The organism is Paenibacillus sp. JNUCC 35, assembly GCF_058269095.1.
Genome location: NZ_CM177771.1, coordinates 4,134,309 through 4,147,633, shown reverse-complemented (window position 1 = coordinate 4,147,633; position 13,325 = coordinate 4,134,309). Strand labels below are relative to the sequence as shown.

Below are 13,325 nucleotides of genomic sequence, written 5' to 3'. Positions count from 1 at the left end.
CTATCGGACGCAACCTAATCAAGACTCATACATTCTAAAAATTTGGAGGGATACGGGATGAAATTAGGCAGTTTCCTTATCGGAAGCGTCGCGGGCGCTGCATTGGCTATGTATGCCGGCAAGCGGATAAAAAGCATGCGGTCCGCGATGTTCAGTTCGGAAAACAGCGGGATCGGCAGCTCATTGAACGATGTAATCGGCCAGACGAAAAATTTTGTTTCCGATTCCGGCCGCAAGGAAAGCTCCTCCAAGCAGCAGTCGAATCAGAGCTCCAGCTCTTCTCACGGTTCCGGCGGATCTCATTCTTCGGACGGCAGGGAAGCGCTGGAAAACCTGATCGCCAAAGATTCGCAGGTAAAAGCGGCTGTAGACGAAATACTGGTGAAAAACGCCGCATCATCTCAGGCGACTCACTGAGTGTAAAGCTGCGCTGACCGCTCCGCGGGGAGCGTGAAAGACCGAAAGGCACCTCTTCTGCATTCCGCAGAGAAGGTGCCTTTAAATTTTTGCCGCATAGCTAACATTTTGGCTTTAACATGGTATACTAATACTAGGTGGCACCCATAAGCGTGCTTGTTTACGCAAGCGCACACACCATGGTTTTCAAACCGGCATAATTTGTTTATAACCATTCAAACAGAGGTGTCATGGAAAGGAGGATCCTGTCATGAAAATCGAACGTTTAAGCCCGGACAAAATACGGATTTTCCTTACATTCGATGATTTGACGGAACGGGGCATCCAGAAAGACGACATGTGGAGGGAAATCCCCAAAGTTCACGATCTTTTCAGCGACATGATGGATCAGGCCTATTCCGAATTGGGTTTCGAACCTGCAGGACCTTTAGCTGTAGAAGTTTTTGCGCTCCCTGCCCAAGGAATGGTCGTCATTGTGACCAGGGGCAGCATGGACTTGTCCTTGCAAGCCGATTTGCTGGATGACCATGATGACGAAGAAGTGTACGAAATGGAAGTGACGCTTGAACAAAGCGACATCGTTTCATACGCCTTCCGCGATTTCGAAGATTTGCTTCGTGCTTCAAAAGTCGTCAATCCGATGCTAACGGATGGTGGAGCGCTTTATACGTATAAAAACAAATGGATCCTTCAGCTCGAACCGACCGAACTGCCGGAAGGCAAGTTCCAGACGCTCATCGCCGTTCTATCCGAGTACGGAGATGCGACCAACGTGACGAAGGCCGTACTCGAAGAGTATGGAAAAGCTGTAATTGAAGCTAATGCGGTCCAGGAATTATGCCGGCATTTCGCATGATAATGCCCTACACTCCAACTACCGGCGTGGACCATTCCCGACCTTGCCCGAATGTGCACGGCTCCGGGTGGCTGCATGCCGGACAAGATATAGGCGGCACCTGCTTCATAAAGCATTCTCCAAAAACAAGTGTTTTTGCAGGATGCTTTATTTTCATTGCGTTATAATACATAAACGAGGTGGTCAACATGGCTAACACCGAAAACTTGAACGTACTGGAATCTACTCAAACGATTATTGAAGATGCTCTGAAGAAACTCGGATATTCCGACGAAATGTACGAGCTTCTCAAGGAGCCGCTCCGCGTGCTGACGGTTCGGATTCCGATCCGGATGGACGACGGCAAAGTCAAGGTATTCACAGGCTACCGCGCCCAGCATAACGATGCGGTCGGTCCCACGAAAGGCGGAGTCCGGTTTCATCCCGGCGTGACCGAAGACGAAGTGAAAGCTCTCTCCATCTGGATGAGCTTGAAGTGCGGCATCGTGGATCTTCCTTACGGCGGCGGCAAGGGCGGCATCATCTGCGACCCGAGGAGCATGTCTTTCCGTGAGCTGGAAGTGCTCAGCCGCGGGTACGTAAGGGCGATCAGCCAACTGGTAGGTCCGAACAAGGACATCCCGGCGCCGGACGTCATGACGAACTCCCAGATCATGGCCTGGATGCTGGACGAGTACAGCCGCATCCGCGAGTTCGATTCCCCGGGGTTCATCACGGGCAAGCCGATTGTGCTGGGGGGTTCCCACGGACGCGAGACGGCGACTGCCAAAGGCGTCACGATCATGATCAACAAAGCGCTGGAGAAGCGCGGCATTCCGCTTCAAGGCGCTCGTGTCATCGTTCAGGGATTCGGCAACGCGGGAAGCTACTTGTCCAAGTTTATGCACGAAGCCGGGGCCAAAGTGGTCGGGATTGCCGATGTGAACGGGGCCTTGTACAATCCGGACGGGCTCGACATCGAATATTTGCTCGACCGCCGAGATTCCTTCGGTACCGTGACGAACTTGTTCCCGAACGTAATGCCGAGCACCGAAATTCTGGAGCAGGATTGCGACATTCTGGTGCCGGCCGCAATCGAGAACCAGATCACGCAAGAGAATGCCCATCGCATTAAAGCGGGTATCGTGGTCGAAGCGGCGAACGGACCGACTACGCTGGAAGCGACCAAAATTTTGACGGAGCGCGGCGTGCTGCTCGTTCCGGACGTCCTGGCTAGTGCCGGCGGTGTTGTTGTGTCTTATTTCGAGTGGGTACAAAATAACCAAGGATATTACTGGACGGAAGAAGAAGTTCATTCCAAACTTCAAGAAGTGATGGAAAAAGGCTTCGAAAATGTCTATACTGTTCATAAAACACGCGGAATCGATATGCGTCTGGCGGCCTATATGACCGGCGTACGCAAAATGGCGGAAGCCGCCCGTTTCCGTGGTTGGGTATAAGAAGGACGGAATCGTTCACCGGATCAGAAAGGGGGAAATGGGATGAACGTGTTTTCCGTTCTAATGGCGGCGGTTGCTCCCGGAATCTCCCTTCTTGCTTATTTTTATTTGAAGGACCGTTATGAAACGGAGCCGATTCACCTGGTCGGCAAGTTGTTTTTGTGCGGAGTTTTACTCGTTATTCCGGCCATGGTGCTTCAGAATTCGTTTATGCAGGAGATCGGCGGGGATAATCATTTTACCTTTGCTTTCTTTATCTCCGGCGGGTTGGAAGAGTTTTTGAAATGGTTCGTCGTGTACCATTTGATATACCGTCACGATTCGTTCGACGAGCCGTACGACGGGATCGTTTACGCCGTGGCCGTCAGCCTTGGATTCGCCACACTGGAAAATATCCTCTATGCGTTCGCCAATGGGATCAGCATGTCTTCGCTGCTCATGCGCGCCCTTCTTCCCGTTTCGGGACATGCGCTTTTCGGTGTTATGATGGGCTATTATCTCGGCAAAGCCAAGTTTATGCGTTCCCACGAACGCAAGTATTTGCTCGCCTCTTTGTTCCTGCCTATTTTATGGCACGGGGCGTTCGACTACATTTTGCTGGTGGCGGCCAATAACTGGATCTGGTTTATGTTGCCCTTTATGACGCTGCTCTGGATCCGCACGCTCTGGAAAGTGGACCGTGCCAACGACCGTTCTCCGCTCCGCATCGTCCGCGGGGAAGAGGAGTTTAAAATCGGATAACGGTGACCATACTGGTTGTGAGAACACTTATTTGGTGCGCAAGCGAAGGCGCGGAAGGTGAACACATGACCGTGAACCGGGTGAAAGTTACGATCCGTTGCAGACAGTGCGGAGAACGATTTATCCTGAAGGGACGCCGCGACAATGGCAGAATCGAAACCGGCTTTAAACGCTGCATCTGTGACAACGAGCACGATTTAGAGGTTGAAACGGAAGATTGAAGATTAATCCAATCGAATGTAAGCAAGAAGAGCTAAGAAAGCCTGCGCATGGCGTGCAGGCTTTTTTTGCTGTATAAACTTCGTTTCGAAGGCAGACAATAACGGCAATATCGCCTAAGAAAGGAGCTTACAAGCATGTACAGAAAAATGAGTATGGTTTTATTTCCAGTCTGCGCTGCGGCATTGGTCGGTACGGGGGTTTGGGGGTATTCTCAGCAAAAGCAGAAAAATCAAGTCTCCATTAAGGCGGAAAACCAGTATCAGCGTGCTTTTCACGATTTGTCCTATCATATCGAGAAGCTACATACGGAACTGGGCAATACGCTGGCGATCAATTCCACCTCGAATGACACCTACCGTAAAGGTCTGGTGAATGTCTGGAGGCTGACCAGCCAGGCGCAAAACGAAGTGAACCAGCTGCCGCTGGGCCTGCTTCCTTTTAACAAAACGGAAGAGTTCCTGGCCAACGTCTCGAAATTCAGTTACCAGACCTCGACGCGGGATTTGACGAAAAAGCCTCTGACGGACGGCGAATTAAAAACGTTGAGCACTCTGTATGAGCATTCCAAGGAGATTACGGGGGATTTGCGCGGAGTCCAGGAGAAGGTTATCGCCAATAACCTGCGCTGGATGGACGTGGACTTGGCGCTCGGAGCCAACAAGGAACCGAACGACAATACGATTATCGACGGTTTCAAAACGGTGGACAAAAAAGTCGGGTCCTACAACGATTTGAAAGAAGGCCCCTTCACCATGTCAACGCAGTCGAAATATACGGCTCAAATGCTGGACGGTCCCGAGATCGACGAACAGGAGGTCCGTAAGAAAGCGGCGGCATTCCTTGGGGTAAACAACCCGGCCATCTTTAATGTGGTCAAAAACGGTAACGGCGCGGCCGAGTACGAATCGTATACGTGTTCCCTGCCCGGTAAGAACGGTGCCGATATCACGATGGACTTTACGAAAAAAGGCGGGCAGCTGATCTACTTCATGAATCCCCGCGATGTGAAGTCGACCAAACTTCAGGTCGAGCACACGCGTGAAGCGGCGGCCCAGTTTCTGGAGCGGCACGGTTATAAAAATATGACTGCGGTCAGCTTCGACCGTCACCAGAACATCTGCAATATGACGTTCGCCAAGCAGGAAAAGGATACCGTTATTTATCCGGAGAAACTCGTCGTAAACGTCGCTCTGGACGACGGTCAGATTCTTGGGCTCCAGGGCACGGATTTCGTGTTCGCCAACCGGAATCACAAAAATATCGACCAAGAGCCGAAGCTTTCGAAAGAAGAGGCGAGAAGTCACCTGAGCCCTCAGTTGAAAGTGACCCGTCACACGAAGGCGCTTATCATCAACGATCTGAATCAGGAAGTGCTCTGCCATGAATTTATCGGCAGTCTGAACGGTCAAACGTACCGGATTTATGTCAACGGCGAAGACGGTACGGAGGAAAAAGTGGAAACGATCCGCAAGGAAGACGCCGAGCAGGCCAAGCAGCAGCCTGTCACGCAGGGGACTTGACGGCATTCGTTCAGACAAGCGGCTTCGGGAATCCCGGGGCCGCTTTTTTGTGTCTTCCTAAATGGTGGAGGCGTGCTATAATCAAGTAGAAACAGGCAGGATTTAACCGAAAAAAGGATGAGGTTACCGTGGCTCAGCTTATGAAAATCAACCAGCTGCTGCATCTTCATGTCAATACGATTGACGAAGAAGAAGCGAAACAAGAATACAAAGCGAGAATTTCGGACGTGCTCCCGGACCGTCTGTGGATCGAAACCCCTATGAACGAGCGGACGGGCCGTTTGAAACGGCTGTACACGGGGGACGAAGTAAGCGCCTTTTTTGTGACGGACGGAGGCGTGAAAAATTATTTTCAGACCTCGGTCATCGGCTTCAAGGAAGAAGGAATCCGGCTGGTCGCGCTAGCCATGCCCGATCCGGCCTCGATTACGAAAATCCAGCGCAGGAGCTTTCTGCGGATTCCCGCGGAGCTGGAAATTTCCGTACAGGCTGGCGACACCGTTCCTATCGTAGCATTGACGGAGGACGTCGGAGGTGGCGGGGTTTCCTTCACCTGCAAGGGCAGCGAATTTCCGGACAACGTCACTCAGGTGAACTGCTGGCTGCTTGTGACTTACAAGAACGGAACCTTGGAGCATCTGCCTTTCAAAGCGGAGGTCGTACGGGTTAAAACGCTGGAAACGGGACGCAAAATCGTCATGCTGCAGTTCAGCGAAATTACGGACCGCGACCGTCAGAAGCTGATTCAGTACTGCTTCGAGAAACAATTCGATTTCCGCAAAAAGTAACTTACATAAAATCGGCCCGTTCGGGAAACACTGCATTCCAAACAAAGCTCGTTTGCGGGAGGATGCCAGTGAAAATCCGGAGGTCCGGGCAGCAACGCCCATTAACTTACGAACGTTACGAACGGCTGTTTGTTGAATTTTCCGAGCGGGTCGAGAAGATGCTCATAAGATGTTTATATGTACTGTTGGCGGGTTTGCTAATCAGCCAGCTCCTTCTCCAATCTCCGGCTGTGCGAAAAGAAATCACCCGGGTCGATCCTCTGGAGGGAGTGCCGTATGTCCGGCATGGGGAGGAATAGTCGCTTTCCGGAAAATTCAGGCAGGCCGCAGACTTTTGCATCTGTCTTCCGCCTATGGTATAATTTACAGCGTTAGCAGGCTACGCCTGCTTTTTTGTTCGTAAGGTTTTGTTAGGAGGAGCCTTTGTTTTGACTAAATTTAATATCGCGATAGATGGGCCAGCCGGTGCAGGCAAAAGCACCATAGCCCGCAAGGTCGCAGGCGAGCTTGGTTTTGTCTATGTGGACACGGGAGCGATGTATCGGGCGGTCACCTGGAAGGCGCTGCAGGACGGGGTTGACCCTCTGGACACGGAGGCTGTCGCAGAAACCGCTGCCGGCATGAAGATCGAACTCGTACCGGGACCGGACGGACAGCTGGTGTTTGTAGACGGCCGGGATGTATCTTCCGATATCCGTACCAAACTCGTCACGGACCAGGTTTCACAAATCGCCGCCATTGCGGAAGTGAGGAAGCTTCTGGTAGACAAGCAGAAGCAGATGGCCGCTTCCAAAGGCATCGTGATGGACGGCCGGGATATCGGCACGCATGTGCTTCCTGATGCGGAAGTGAAGGTGTTCCTGACCGCGAGCGTGCGCAAGCGCGCCGAAAGAAGGTTTCAAGAAGTTCAGGGCACGGCAATGGCGACCACTCTCGAAGAGATGGAAAAGGACATTGCCCGCCGCGATATGCTGGATGAAGGCAGGGAAGTATCTCCCCTTGTACAAGCGGCCGACGCTGTAATGCTGGACAGTACAGATCTGACCATTCCCGAAGTGGTGGAGAGCATCCTGGAGATGTGCCGGTTGAGAGCAGGCGGTGAAAGAGCATGAGCTTTTACCATTTCGCGCGGGGAGTTTGCAATGTCGTGTATTCCCTGCTGTTCCGGATTCGCGTGATCGGCAAGGATAACATCCCCGAGCACGGCGGTGTGCTGCTCTGTTCCAATCACATCAGCAACTTTGATCCTCCGCTTGTCGGCATCCGCCTTAAACGCAAAGTTCATTTTATGGCGAAGGCGGAGCTGTTTCAAATTCCGGTTTTAGGTCTAATAATTAGTAAAATTGGCGCTTTTCCGGTTAAACGAGGAGGCGTCAGCAAAGAAACGATCAAGGGAACGCTGAACTTGCTTCGGGATGGAAACGTACTTGGCATCTTTCCGGAGGGAAGCCGTAAAAATCCCGGTGTGGGAAAGAAGGGCGCAGCGATGTTTGCCCTGAAATCCGGCGCGGCCGTTGTGCCGACCGCAATCATCGGGGATTACAAGGTGTTCGGCAGAATGACGGTCATTTACGGGAAACCGCTTGATTTGACCCCGTTCAGCGAAGCCGGATCGGCCGATCTCGAGCAGGTGACCGAGTATATCATGCAAGAAATTCAGACTTTGATCCGGGAACACCGGAAAGAAGTCGCTTAACTAAAAACGAACCCGGTTGTAAGGAAATCCTGCCGCGCAATCCGCGCCGTGCAGATGCCTATACAAAATTAACCGTCGGTGTGTTTATTTTCGAGGAGGGTATTCCATGTCAGAAGAAATCAAAAACGAAAATCAAACGAACGAAAGCCAAGAAGCTCAAGAAGCGATGAGCCAAGTCGCAGCCGTAAAGAAAGGCGACATCGTCAAAGGCAAAATCATTAAAGTCGAGCAGGATCAAGCAATCGTAGATATCGGTTACAAGTACGACGGCACGATTCCGCTTCGCGAGCTGTCTTCCGTCCAAATCGAGAACGCGGATCAAGCGGTTCAAGAGGGCCAGGAGATTGAGCTTAAAATCGTAACGATTGACGACAACAAAGAAAAGCTGGTACTTTCCAAGCGCTCTGTTGACAATGAAAAAGCGTGGGAAACCCTGCAGCAGAAACTGGACGAGAAAGTCATCATCGAAGCTGTCGTGGCCGAAGTGGTTAAAGGCGGTCTCGTTGTTGACGTTGGCGTGCGCGGCTTCGTGCCGGCATCCATGGTAGAACGCAGCTTTGTCGAAGATTTCTCCGACTACAAGGGCCGCACTCTGCGCCTGAGAGTCAAAGAAATCGACCGCGAGAAGAACAAAGTGATCCTTTCCCAGAAAGACGTTCTGGATGAAGAATACGAAGCTCAGAAGAAAGACATCATCAGCAAAATCGAAGTGGGCAAAGTATACGAAGGTACCGTACAACGCCTGACTCAATTCGGCGCGTTCGTGGATATCGGCGGCATCGACGGCCTGGTGCACATCTCCGAGATGGCTTGGCACCATGTTGAGCACCCTTCCGAAATCGTCAAAGAAGGCGACAAAGTAAGCGTGCAGGTCCTGAAAGTAGATCCGGAGAAAGATAAAGTGAGCCTGAGCCTGAAAGCGACTCAAGAAGGTCCTTGGGAAAAGGCCGAGAAAACTTTCACAACCGGCGAAATCATTACCGGTACGGTAAAACGTCTTGCAGGTTTCGGCGCGTTTGTTGAAATCGCTCCGGGCGTTGAAGGTCTGGTTCATATTTCCCAAATCGCTCACCGTCACATCGCGACTCCGCAGGAAGTTCTGAAAGAAGGCCAAGAAGTTAAGGTAAAAGTCCTTGACGTTAACGCAGCTGAGAAGCGCGTAAGCCTCAGCATCAAGGAAACGGAAGAAGCTCCGGCTCAAACCGCATCTTCCGCGCCTTCCAACTACTCTTCCAGACCGGAAAGATCCTCCAACCACCAGAAAGAACTGGCTGGCAACGAGAATGTTTCCCTGAGCAATCAAGGCCTGTCCATGACGCTCGGCGAGCGCTTCGGCGACAAGCTCTCCAAATTCAAAAAATAATAGACGACTGAACAGGAGGAAGCGGAATGCGCTCATCGCGCAAAATGGATCACGTGCAGTTTGCGCTCCAGACGGGTCAGTCCGGCAACCAGGGGTTGACGGATGTCAAACTGGTGCCTAACTGCCTGCCAGACGCTTCCACCGAGTCTGTCGCTCTCTTTACGACAATCGGCGAACTCAATTTGAGTTCGCCGATTGTCGTAAATGCGATGACCGGCGGAGCACGCGAAACCGAAGAAATAAACCGCGAGCTTGCAGTGGCGGCCAGGGAACGGGGACTGGCAATGGCCGTGGGCTCTCAGATGTCCGCTTTGCGGGATCCTTTGCAGGAAGCAAGTTACCGCATCGTCCGTCAAATGAATCCGGACGGGCTCGTCTTTGCCAATTTGGGAAGTGAAGCGACAGTGGAGCAGGCGGCACGCGCCGTGGACATGCTTCGAGCGGATGCGCTTCAAATCCATCTGAACGTCATGCAGGAGCTGATCATGCCTGAAGGCGATCGCAGCTTTCACGGCATGCTGGAGCGCGTAAGCCGCATTGCGGCGGGCACAGGAGTGCCTCTGATCGTCAAAGAAGTCGGTTTCGGCATCCCGCTTGAAAACGCGAGACTGCTCAAATCGGCAGGCGTACAAATTTTGGATGTCGGCGGTTCCGGCGGCACCAATTTCGCCGCGATAGAGAATGCGCGGCGAAAATTGCCCCTCGATTGGCTGAACGACTGGGGCATGAAAACGAGCGTGACTCTGATCGAAGCGCTGCAAGTCTACGAACGAGGCAGGGTCATGGCCACGGGAGGCATCCGCACCAGCGAAGACATCGTCAAGGTGCTTGCCCTCGGCGCTTCGGCGGCCGGAATGGCCGGAGCCCTGCTTAAAATTTTGCGAAGCGAAGGTACGCAAGCTTTAATCGATCACATCGACGAGCTGCATCACGGGATCGTTCTGATGATGACCGCTCTAGGAACGGTACGCATCGAACAGCTGTGGACACGTCCCGTGATTATCACGGGATCGACCGCGGAATGGTGCAGGGCCCGCCGGATCGATTTAACTGAATATGCCTGCAGAACGGAAGCGGAGTAAAAACGGGATGTTTTGTCATACTAGGAGTAACGAAACGAGCTAGGGTGACAAACTATGAATCCAGGTTATCTTGCTTCCGTACTCCTCGCCATCTCTGTCATATTTCTGCTCAGCGGATGGCGGGAAATTTTTATGAGAAGTATATCCGGACGTGACATACTTCTTTTTTTTATGTTCGCGCTGCCTGCCGCTTTGATGACCTTCTCCGTGGGAGGCGCTCTAATCAACGGCACCGTCCCGGTTGCCTTCTGTGCGGCTCTTCTGATCGGTATCCGTAAAAAGAGCCTTTGGGAAGGCGGGCATCTGTTCGCGACCGGTCTGCTTCTCGGGGCCGTTCATTTGCTGATGCTGGAGCTGTACAGCGTGGATCCCGTCATGATTGTGCTGAAACCCGAATGGGATATCGCCGTTGTCCTTGCGGTATTGGTAATGGGAATGCACCGGGGAGCGGCCGAGCAGTATGTTTCGCTGACGGTAGCCATGATTGCGGGAGACCTTTCTTTTGCCTGTATACACGGCGGCACGATGCCGGTTCATCTCGGTACACCCTCGTTTCTGGACAAATGGTGGCTCTCCTTTTTTGCGGCGCGGTTGCTGACCGTCTTCCTCGAATCGGTTTATTCGGGATGCAGGACAACCGCCCGGCAATGGATCCAGCGAAAGCGAGGTTGGAGGAAATGATTGCGCATATGCTGTCGCAAAAAGAAACGGTCGCTGTTTTTGTCGGATTGTTTTTCGGGATCGCGTCGCGTCTGTACTTATTAAGAACGGATTATCGTCAATATCCGACTTATCCCCACGGCAAAATCATTCATGTTTCGCTGGGAGTGATTGCAGCCGGTCTGGGTGCGGTGGCGGTACCTGCATTGCTCGACAAAAACTACACGGCCGTCACGTTTTTGACCGTTGCGGCCCAGCAGTTCCGCGATGTGCGGAATATGGAGCGTCAAAGCCTGATGCAGGTGGATCAGATGGAGCTTGTCCCGCGGGGCGTTTCGTACATTGAAGGCATTGCGATGGTTTTCGAAGGCCGAAACTATCTGGTGATTTTTACCTCGATGATGGCTTCGCTGTTCACTCTGGTTTTCGCCTGGTATTGGGGAGCGGCTGCCGGACTGGCTGCTGTCGGAGTATCGATTTATTTCAAGACGGGAAAAAATATGACCCACATCGCGGATATTGGGATCAGCGAAGTGCGGCTGGACGGGCCGAATCTGTATGTAGGCGATATTTACATCATGAACGTCGGGCTCGAGAGCGACCGGGAGCTGATCGCGAGGCAGGGGGTAGGCCTGCTGGCCGTACCGAAAAATCCCGACGCCCGCGTCACACTGGCGAATCTGGGCCAGCGCCAGGCCATTCTGCATGATATCTCCACGGTCCTCGGCGTGTACAGGGACACTGGAGAACCCGCCCTGATGCCGATGGCCAAGCTTCATCTGGACTCGGGGACGCTCGGTATTTTTGTCCTTCCCCAAGTGAAGGACGCACAAAAGGCGGCCGCCGCGCTCAAACGGGTGCCGGTACTGGAAAGCGCCATCCGCATGCCGACGGAGTCGGCGGCCGGACCTCGCAAGGAGGCGTGAAGAGTGGCAACGATCAAAGCGGTTGCGGTTGTGGAAGGCGTTAAAGTCGATGGCGGGGCTCCCATTTTTTATGCGAAAGATGAAGCGGAACTCCAGCAGCTCGCTTTTAATTTGGAGAAAATTCTGGATGTCAATGCTCACGTTTTAAAACCGGGAACCTTCATCCTTGTCGATCACAAGGGATAGCGTTCACTGAAAACATTAGCCAATCCAGCGCTTTTTTGCTATGATGAAGAATGTGAAATTTCCAATAATGAGAACTTGAGTGACCATCAGTAAGGAGTGAACCGAATGGCAAGACCCATTCTAGCGATTGTGGGGCGTCCGAACGTCGGTAAATCGACGATATTTAACCGGATAATCGGCGATCGGCTGGCCATCGTTGAAGATAAACCGGGCGTGACCCGAGACAGATTGTACGGGATCGGCGAATGGCTGGACCGTGAGTTCAGCGTCATCGACACTGGCGGTATCGAAGTCGAAGGCGAAGACCAGATCATGAAGTCCGTACGCGTCCAGGCCGAGCTCGCGATTGAAGAAGCGGACGTTATTATTTTCATGGTAGACGCCAAAGCGGGCGTTACCTCGGCGGACCAGGAGGTTGCCCAGCTTCTTTTCCGGTCCCGCAAGCCGGTTGTCCTGGCCGTTAACAAGGTGGACAACATTCAGCGGCAGGATGAAATTTATGAATTTTACAGCCTCGGCTTCGGGGACCCGATCGGGATTTCCGGCGCGCACGGAATCGGAATCGGCGATATGCTGGAAGCCGCGGCAGCTCATTTCCCGGATCATCCGGATGAAGAATACGGCGAGGAAGTCATCAAGGTCGCGCTGATCGGGCGTCCGAACGTCGGCAAGTCATCGCTTGTAAACGCCATCCTCGGAGAAGACCGGGTCATTGTCAGCGACCAGGCCGGTACGACCCGGGATGCGATTGATACGCCTTTCGAGCTTGACGATCAGAAATACGTCATTATCGATACGGCCGGCATGCGCAAACGCGGCAAAGTGTATGAGAATACGGAAAAATACAGCGTAATGCGCGCGATGAAAGCCATTGAGCGCGCAGACGTCGTGCTTGTGGTCATCAACGGCGAGGAAGGGATTATCGAGCAAGACAAGCATATCGCCGGCTATGCGCACGAAGCGGGCAAAGCGGCTATATTCGTCGTCAACAAATGGGACGTGGTGGAGAAGGACGACAAGACCATGCACCAGTTCACGCAGAAAATCCGCGATCACTTCCTGTTTATGACGTACGCGCCGGTTCTGTATGTGTCCGCCCGCACGACCCAGCGTGTCCAGAAACTCCTGCCCATGGTCAACCAGGTGGCGGAGCAGCATACGATGCGCGTTCAGACTCACGTTCTCAACGATGTGGTCTCCGATGCGGTCATGTTTAATCCTCCTCCGACCGACAAAGGCAAGCGTCTGCGTATTAACTATGCCACGCAAGTTTCCGTTAAGCCGCCGACCTTTGTTTTCTTTGTGAATGAGCCGGATATGATGCACTTCTCATATGAGCGCTATCTTGAAAACAAAATTCGCGGAGCTTTCGGTTTTGAGGGAACCCCGATCCGTTTGTTCACGCGAAGAAAATCCGACGACGAATAGG

The 13,325-nt window shown here is 52.7% G+C and carries 15 protein-coding genes; all 15 read left to right on the top strand.

Features of this window, described 5'->3' with window-relative positions; translation table 11 throughout:
* Window positions 1-57: 57 nt before the first annotated feature.
* The 15 genes from AC2TF6_RS18605 to der all read left to right on the top strand — a co-directional run bounded on the left by AC2TF6_RS18605 (window position 58) and on the right by der (window position 13,324).
* The gene (locus AC2TF6_RS18605) at window positions 58-417 is read left to right on the top strand and encodes a hypothetical protein (protein WP_491307999.1); all 360 of its coding nucleotides are present in this window, start codon (window positions 58-60) and stop codon (window positions 415-417) included.
* A 250-nt stretch (window positions 418-667) separates the two neighbouring features.
* Window positions 668-1,273, top strand: a complete 606-nt coding sequence (locus AC2TF6_RS18600; protein ID WP_009674407.1) for a genetic competence negative regulator — start codon at window positions 668-670, stop codon at window positions 1,271-1,273.
* A gap of 188 nt (window positions 1,274-1,461) precedes the next feature.
* Window positions 1,462-2,712, top strand: a complete 1,251-nt coding sequence (locus AC2TF6_RS18595; protein WP_491307998.1) for a Glu/Leu/Phe/Val family dehydrogenase — start codon at window positions 1,462-1,464, stop codon at window positions 2,710-2,712.
* 42 nt (window positions 2,713-2,754) lie between these two features.
* Entirely contained in the window at window positions 2,755-3,453 is a 699-nt protein-coding gene (gene prsW / locus AC2TF6_RS18590) for a glutamic-type intramembrane protease PrsW (RefSeq protein ID WP_009674403.1), read from the top strand.
* Between the two features lie 17 nt (window positions 3,454-3,470).
* Window positions 3,471-3,674, top strand: a complete 204-nt coding sequence (locus AC2TF6_RS18585) for a hypothetical protein (RefSeq protein ID WP_491307997.1) — start codon at window positions 3,471-3,473, stop codon at window positions 3,672-3,674.
* Window positions 3,675-3,809: 135 nt separating this feature from the next.
* Window positions 3,810-5,195 (top strand): germination protein YpeB, encoded by a 1,386-nt coding sequence (gene ypeB, locus AC2TF6_RS18580; protein WP_491307996.1) that lies wholly within the window; start codon window positions 3,810-3,812, stop codon window positions 5,193-5,195.
* Window positions 5,196-5,323: 128 nt separating this feature from the next.
* On the top strand, window positions 5,324-5,983 hold the full coding sequence (locus AC2TF6_RS18575) for a flagellar brake protein (RefSeq protein WP_491307995.1): 660 nt from the start codon (window positions 5,324-5,326) through the stop codon (window positions 5,981-5,983).
* A 428-nt stretch (window positions 5,984-6,411) separates the two neighbouring features.
* A complete protein-coding gene (gene cmk, locus AC2TF6_RS18570) occupies window positions 6,412-7,095 on the top strand; it encodes a (d)CMP kinase (RefSeq protein ID WP_491307994.1) in 684 nt (227 codons plus the stop codon).
* Window positions 7,092-7,679, top strand: coding sequence for a lysophospholipid acyltransferase family protein (locus AC2TF6_RS18565; RefSeq protein WP_326051923.1), 588 nt, complete (start codon window positions 7,092-7,094; stop codon window positions 7,677-7,679). The genes cmk and AC2TF6_RS18565 overlap by 4 nt, the downstream gene beginning before the upstream one ends.
* A gap of 106 nt (window positions 7,680-7,785) precedes the next feature.
* Entirely contained in the window at window positions 7,786-9,042 is a 1,257-nt protein-coding gene (rpsA, locus tag AC2TF6_RS18560; protein ID WP_491307993.1) for a 30S ribosomal protein S1, read from the top strand.
* Between the two features lie 26 nt (window positions 9,043-9,068).
* On the top strand, window positions 9,069-10,124 hold the full coding sequence (gene fni, locus AC2TF6_RS18555) for a type 2 isopentenyl-diphosphate Delta-isomerase (protein WP_491307992.1): 1,056 nt from the start codon (window positions 9,069-9,071) through the stop codon (window positions 10,122-10,124).
* A 54-nt stretch (window positions 10,125-10,178) separates the two neighbouring features.
* On the top strand, window positions 10,179-10,805 hold the full coding sequence (locus tag AC2TF6_RS18550) for a YphA family membrane protein (RefSeq protein WP_491307991.1): 627 nt from the start codon (window positions 10,179-10,181) through the stop codon (window positions 10,803-10,805).
* Window positions 10,802-11,710: a YIEGIA family protein gene (locus AC2TF6_RS18545; RefSeq protein WP_491311686.1), complete on the top strand. Its 909-nt coding sequence runs from the start codon at window positions 10,802-10,804 to the stop codon at window positions 11,708-11,710. Before AC2TF6_RS18550 ends, AC2TF6_RS18545 begins: the two co-directional genes overlap by 4 nt.
* 3 nt (window positions 11,711-11,713) lie before the next feature.
* Window positions 11,714-11,896 (top strand): capping complex subunit for YIEGIA, encoded by a 183-nt coding sequence (locus tag AC2TF6_RS18540; protein WP_009671973.1) that lies wholly within the window; start codon window positions 11,714-11,716, stop codon window positions 11,894-11,896.
* A 105-nt stretch (window positions 11,897-12,001) separates the two neighbouring features.
* Window positions 12,002-13,324, top strand: a complete 1,323-nt coding sequence (gene der, locus AC2TF6_RS18535; RefSeq protein WP_009671990.1) for a ribosome biogenesis GTPase Der — start codon at window positions 12,002-12,004, stop codon at window positions 13,322-13,324.
* The last annotated feature ends 1 nt before the right edge of the window (window position 13,325 follow it).

Coding starts and splice junctions, on each gene's coding strand:
- rpsA (WP_491307993.1), top strand. CDS start 7,786: ATGTCAGAAGAAATCAAAAACGAAAATCAAACGAACGAAAGCCAAGAA.
- AC2TF6_RS18600 (WP_009674407.1), top strand. CDS start 668: ATGAAAATCGAACGTTTAAGCCCGGACAAAATACGGATTTTCCTTACA.
- AC2TF6_RS18605 (WP_491307999.1), top strand. CDS start 58: ATGAAATTAGGCAGTTTCCTTATCGGAAGCGTCGCGGGCGCTGCATTG.
- der (WP_009671990.1), top strand. CDS start 12,002: ATGGCAAGACCCATTCTAGCGATTGTGGGGCGTCCGAACGTCGGTAAA.
- prsW (WP_009674403.1), top strand. CDS start 2,755: ATGAACGTGTTTTCCGTTCTAATGGCGGCGGTTGCTCCCGGAATCTCC.
- AC2TF6_RS18565 (WP_326051923.1), top strand. CDS start 7,092: ATGAGCTTTTACCATTTCGCGCGGGGAGTTTGCAATGTCGTGTATTCC.
- fni (WP_491307992.1), top strand. CDS start 9,069: ATGCGCTCATCGCGCAAAATGGATCACGTGCAGTTTGCGCTCCAGACG.
- AC2TF6_RS18550 (WP_491307991.1), top strand. CDS start 10,179: ATGAATCCAGGTTATCTTGCTTCCGTACTCCTCGCCATCTCTGTCATA.
- AC2TF6_RS18595 (WP_491307998.1), top strand. CDS start 1,462: ATGGCTAACACCGAAAACTTGAACGTACTGGAATCTACTCAAACGATT.
- AC2TF6_RS18545 (WP_491311686.1), top strand. CDS start 10,802: ATGATTGCGCATATGCTGTCGCAAAAAGAAACGGTCGCTGTTTTTGTC.
- ypeB (WP_491307996.1), top strand. CDS start 3,810: ATGTACAGAAAAATGAGTATGGTTTTATTTCCAGTCTGCGCTGCGGCA.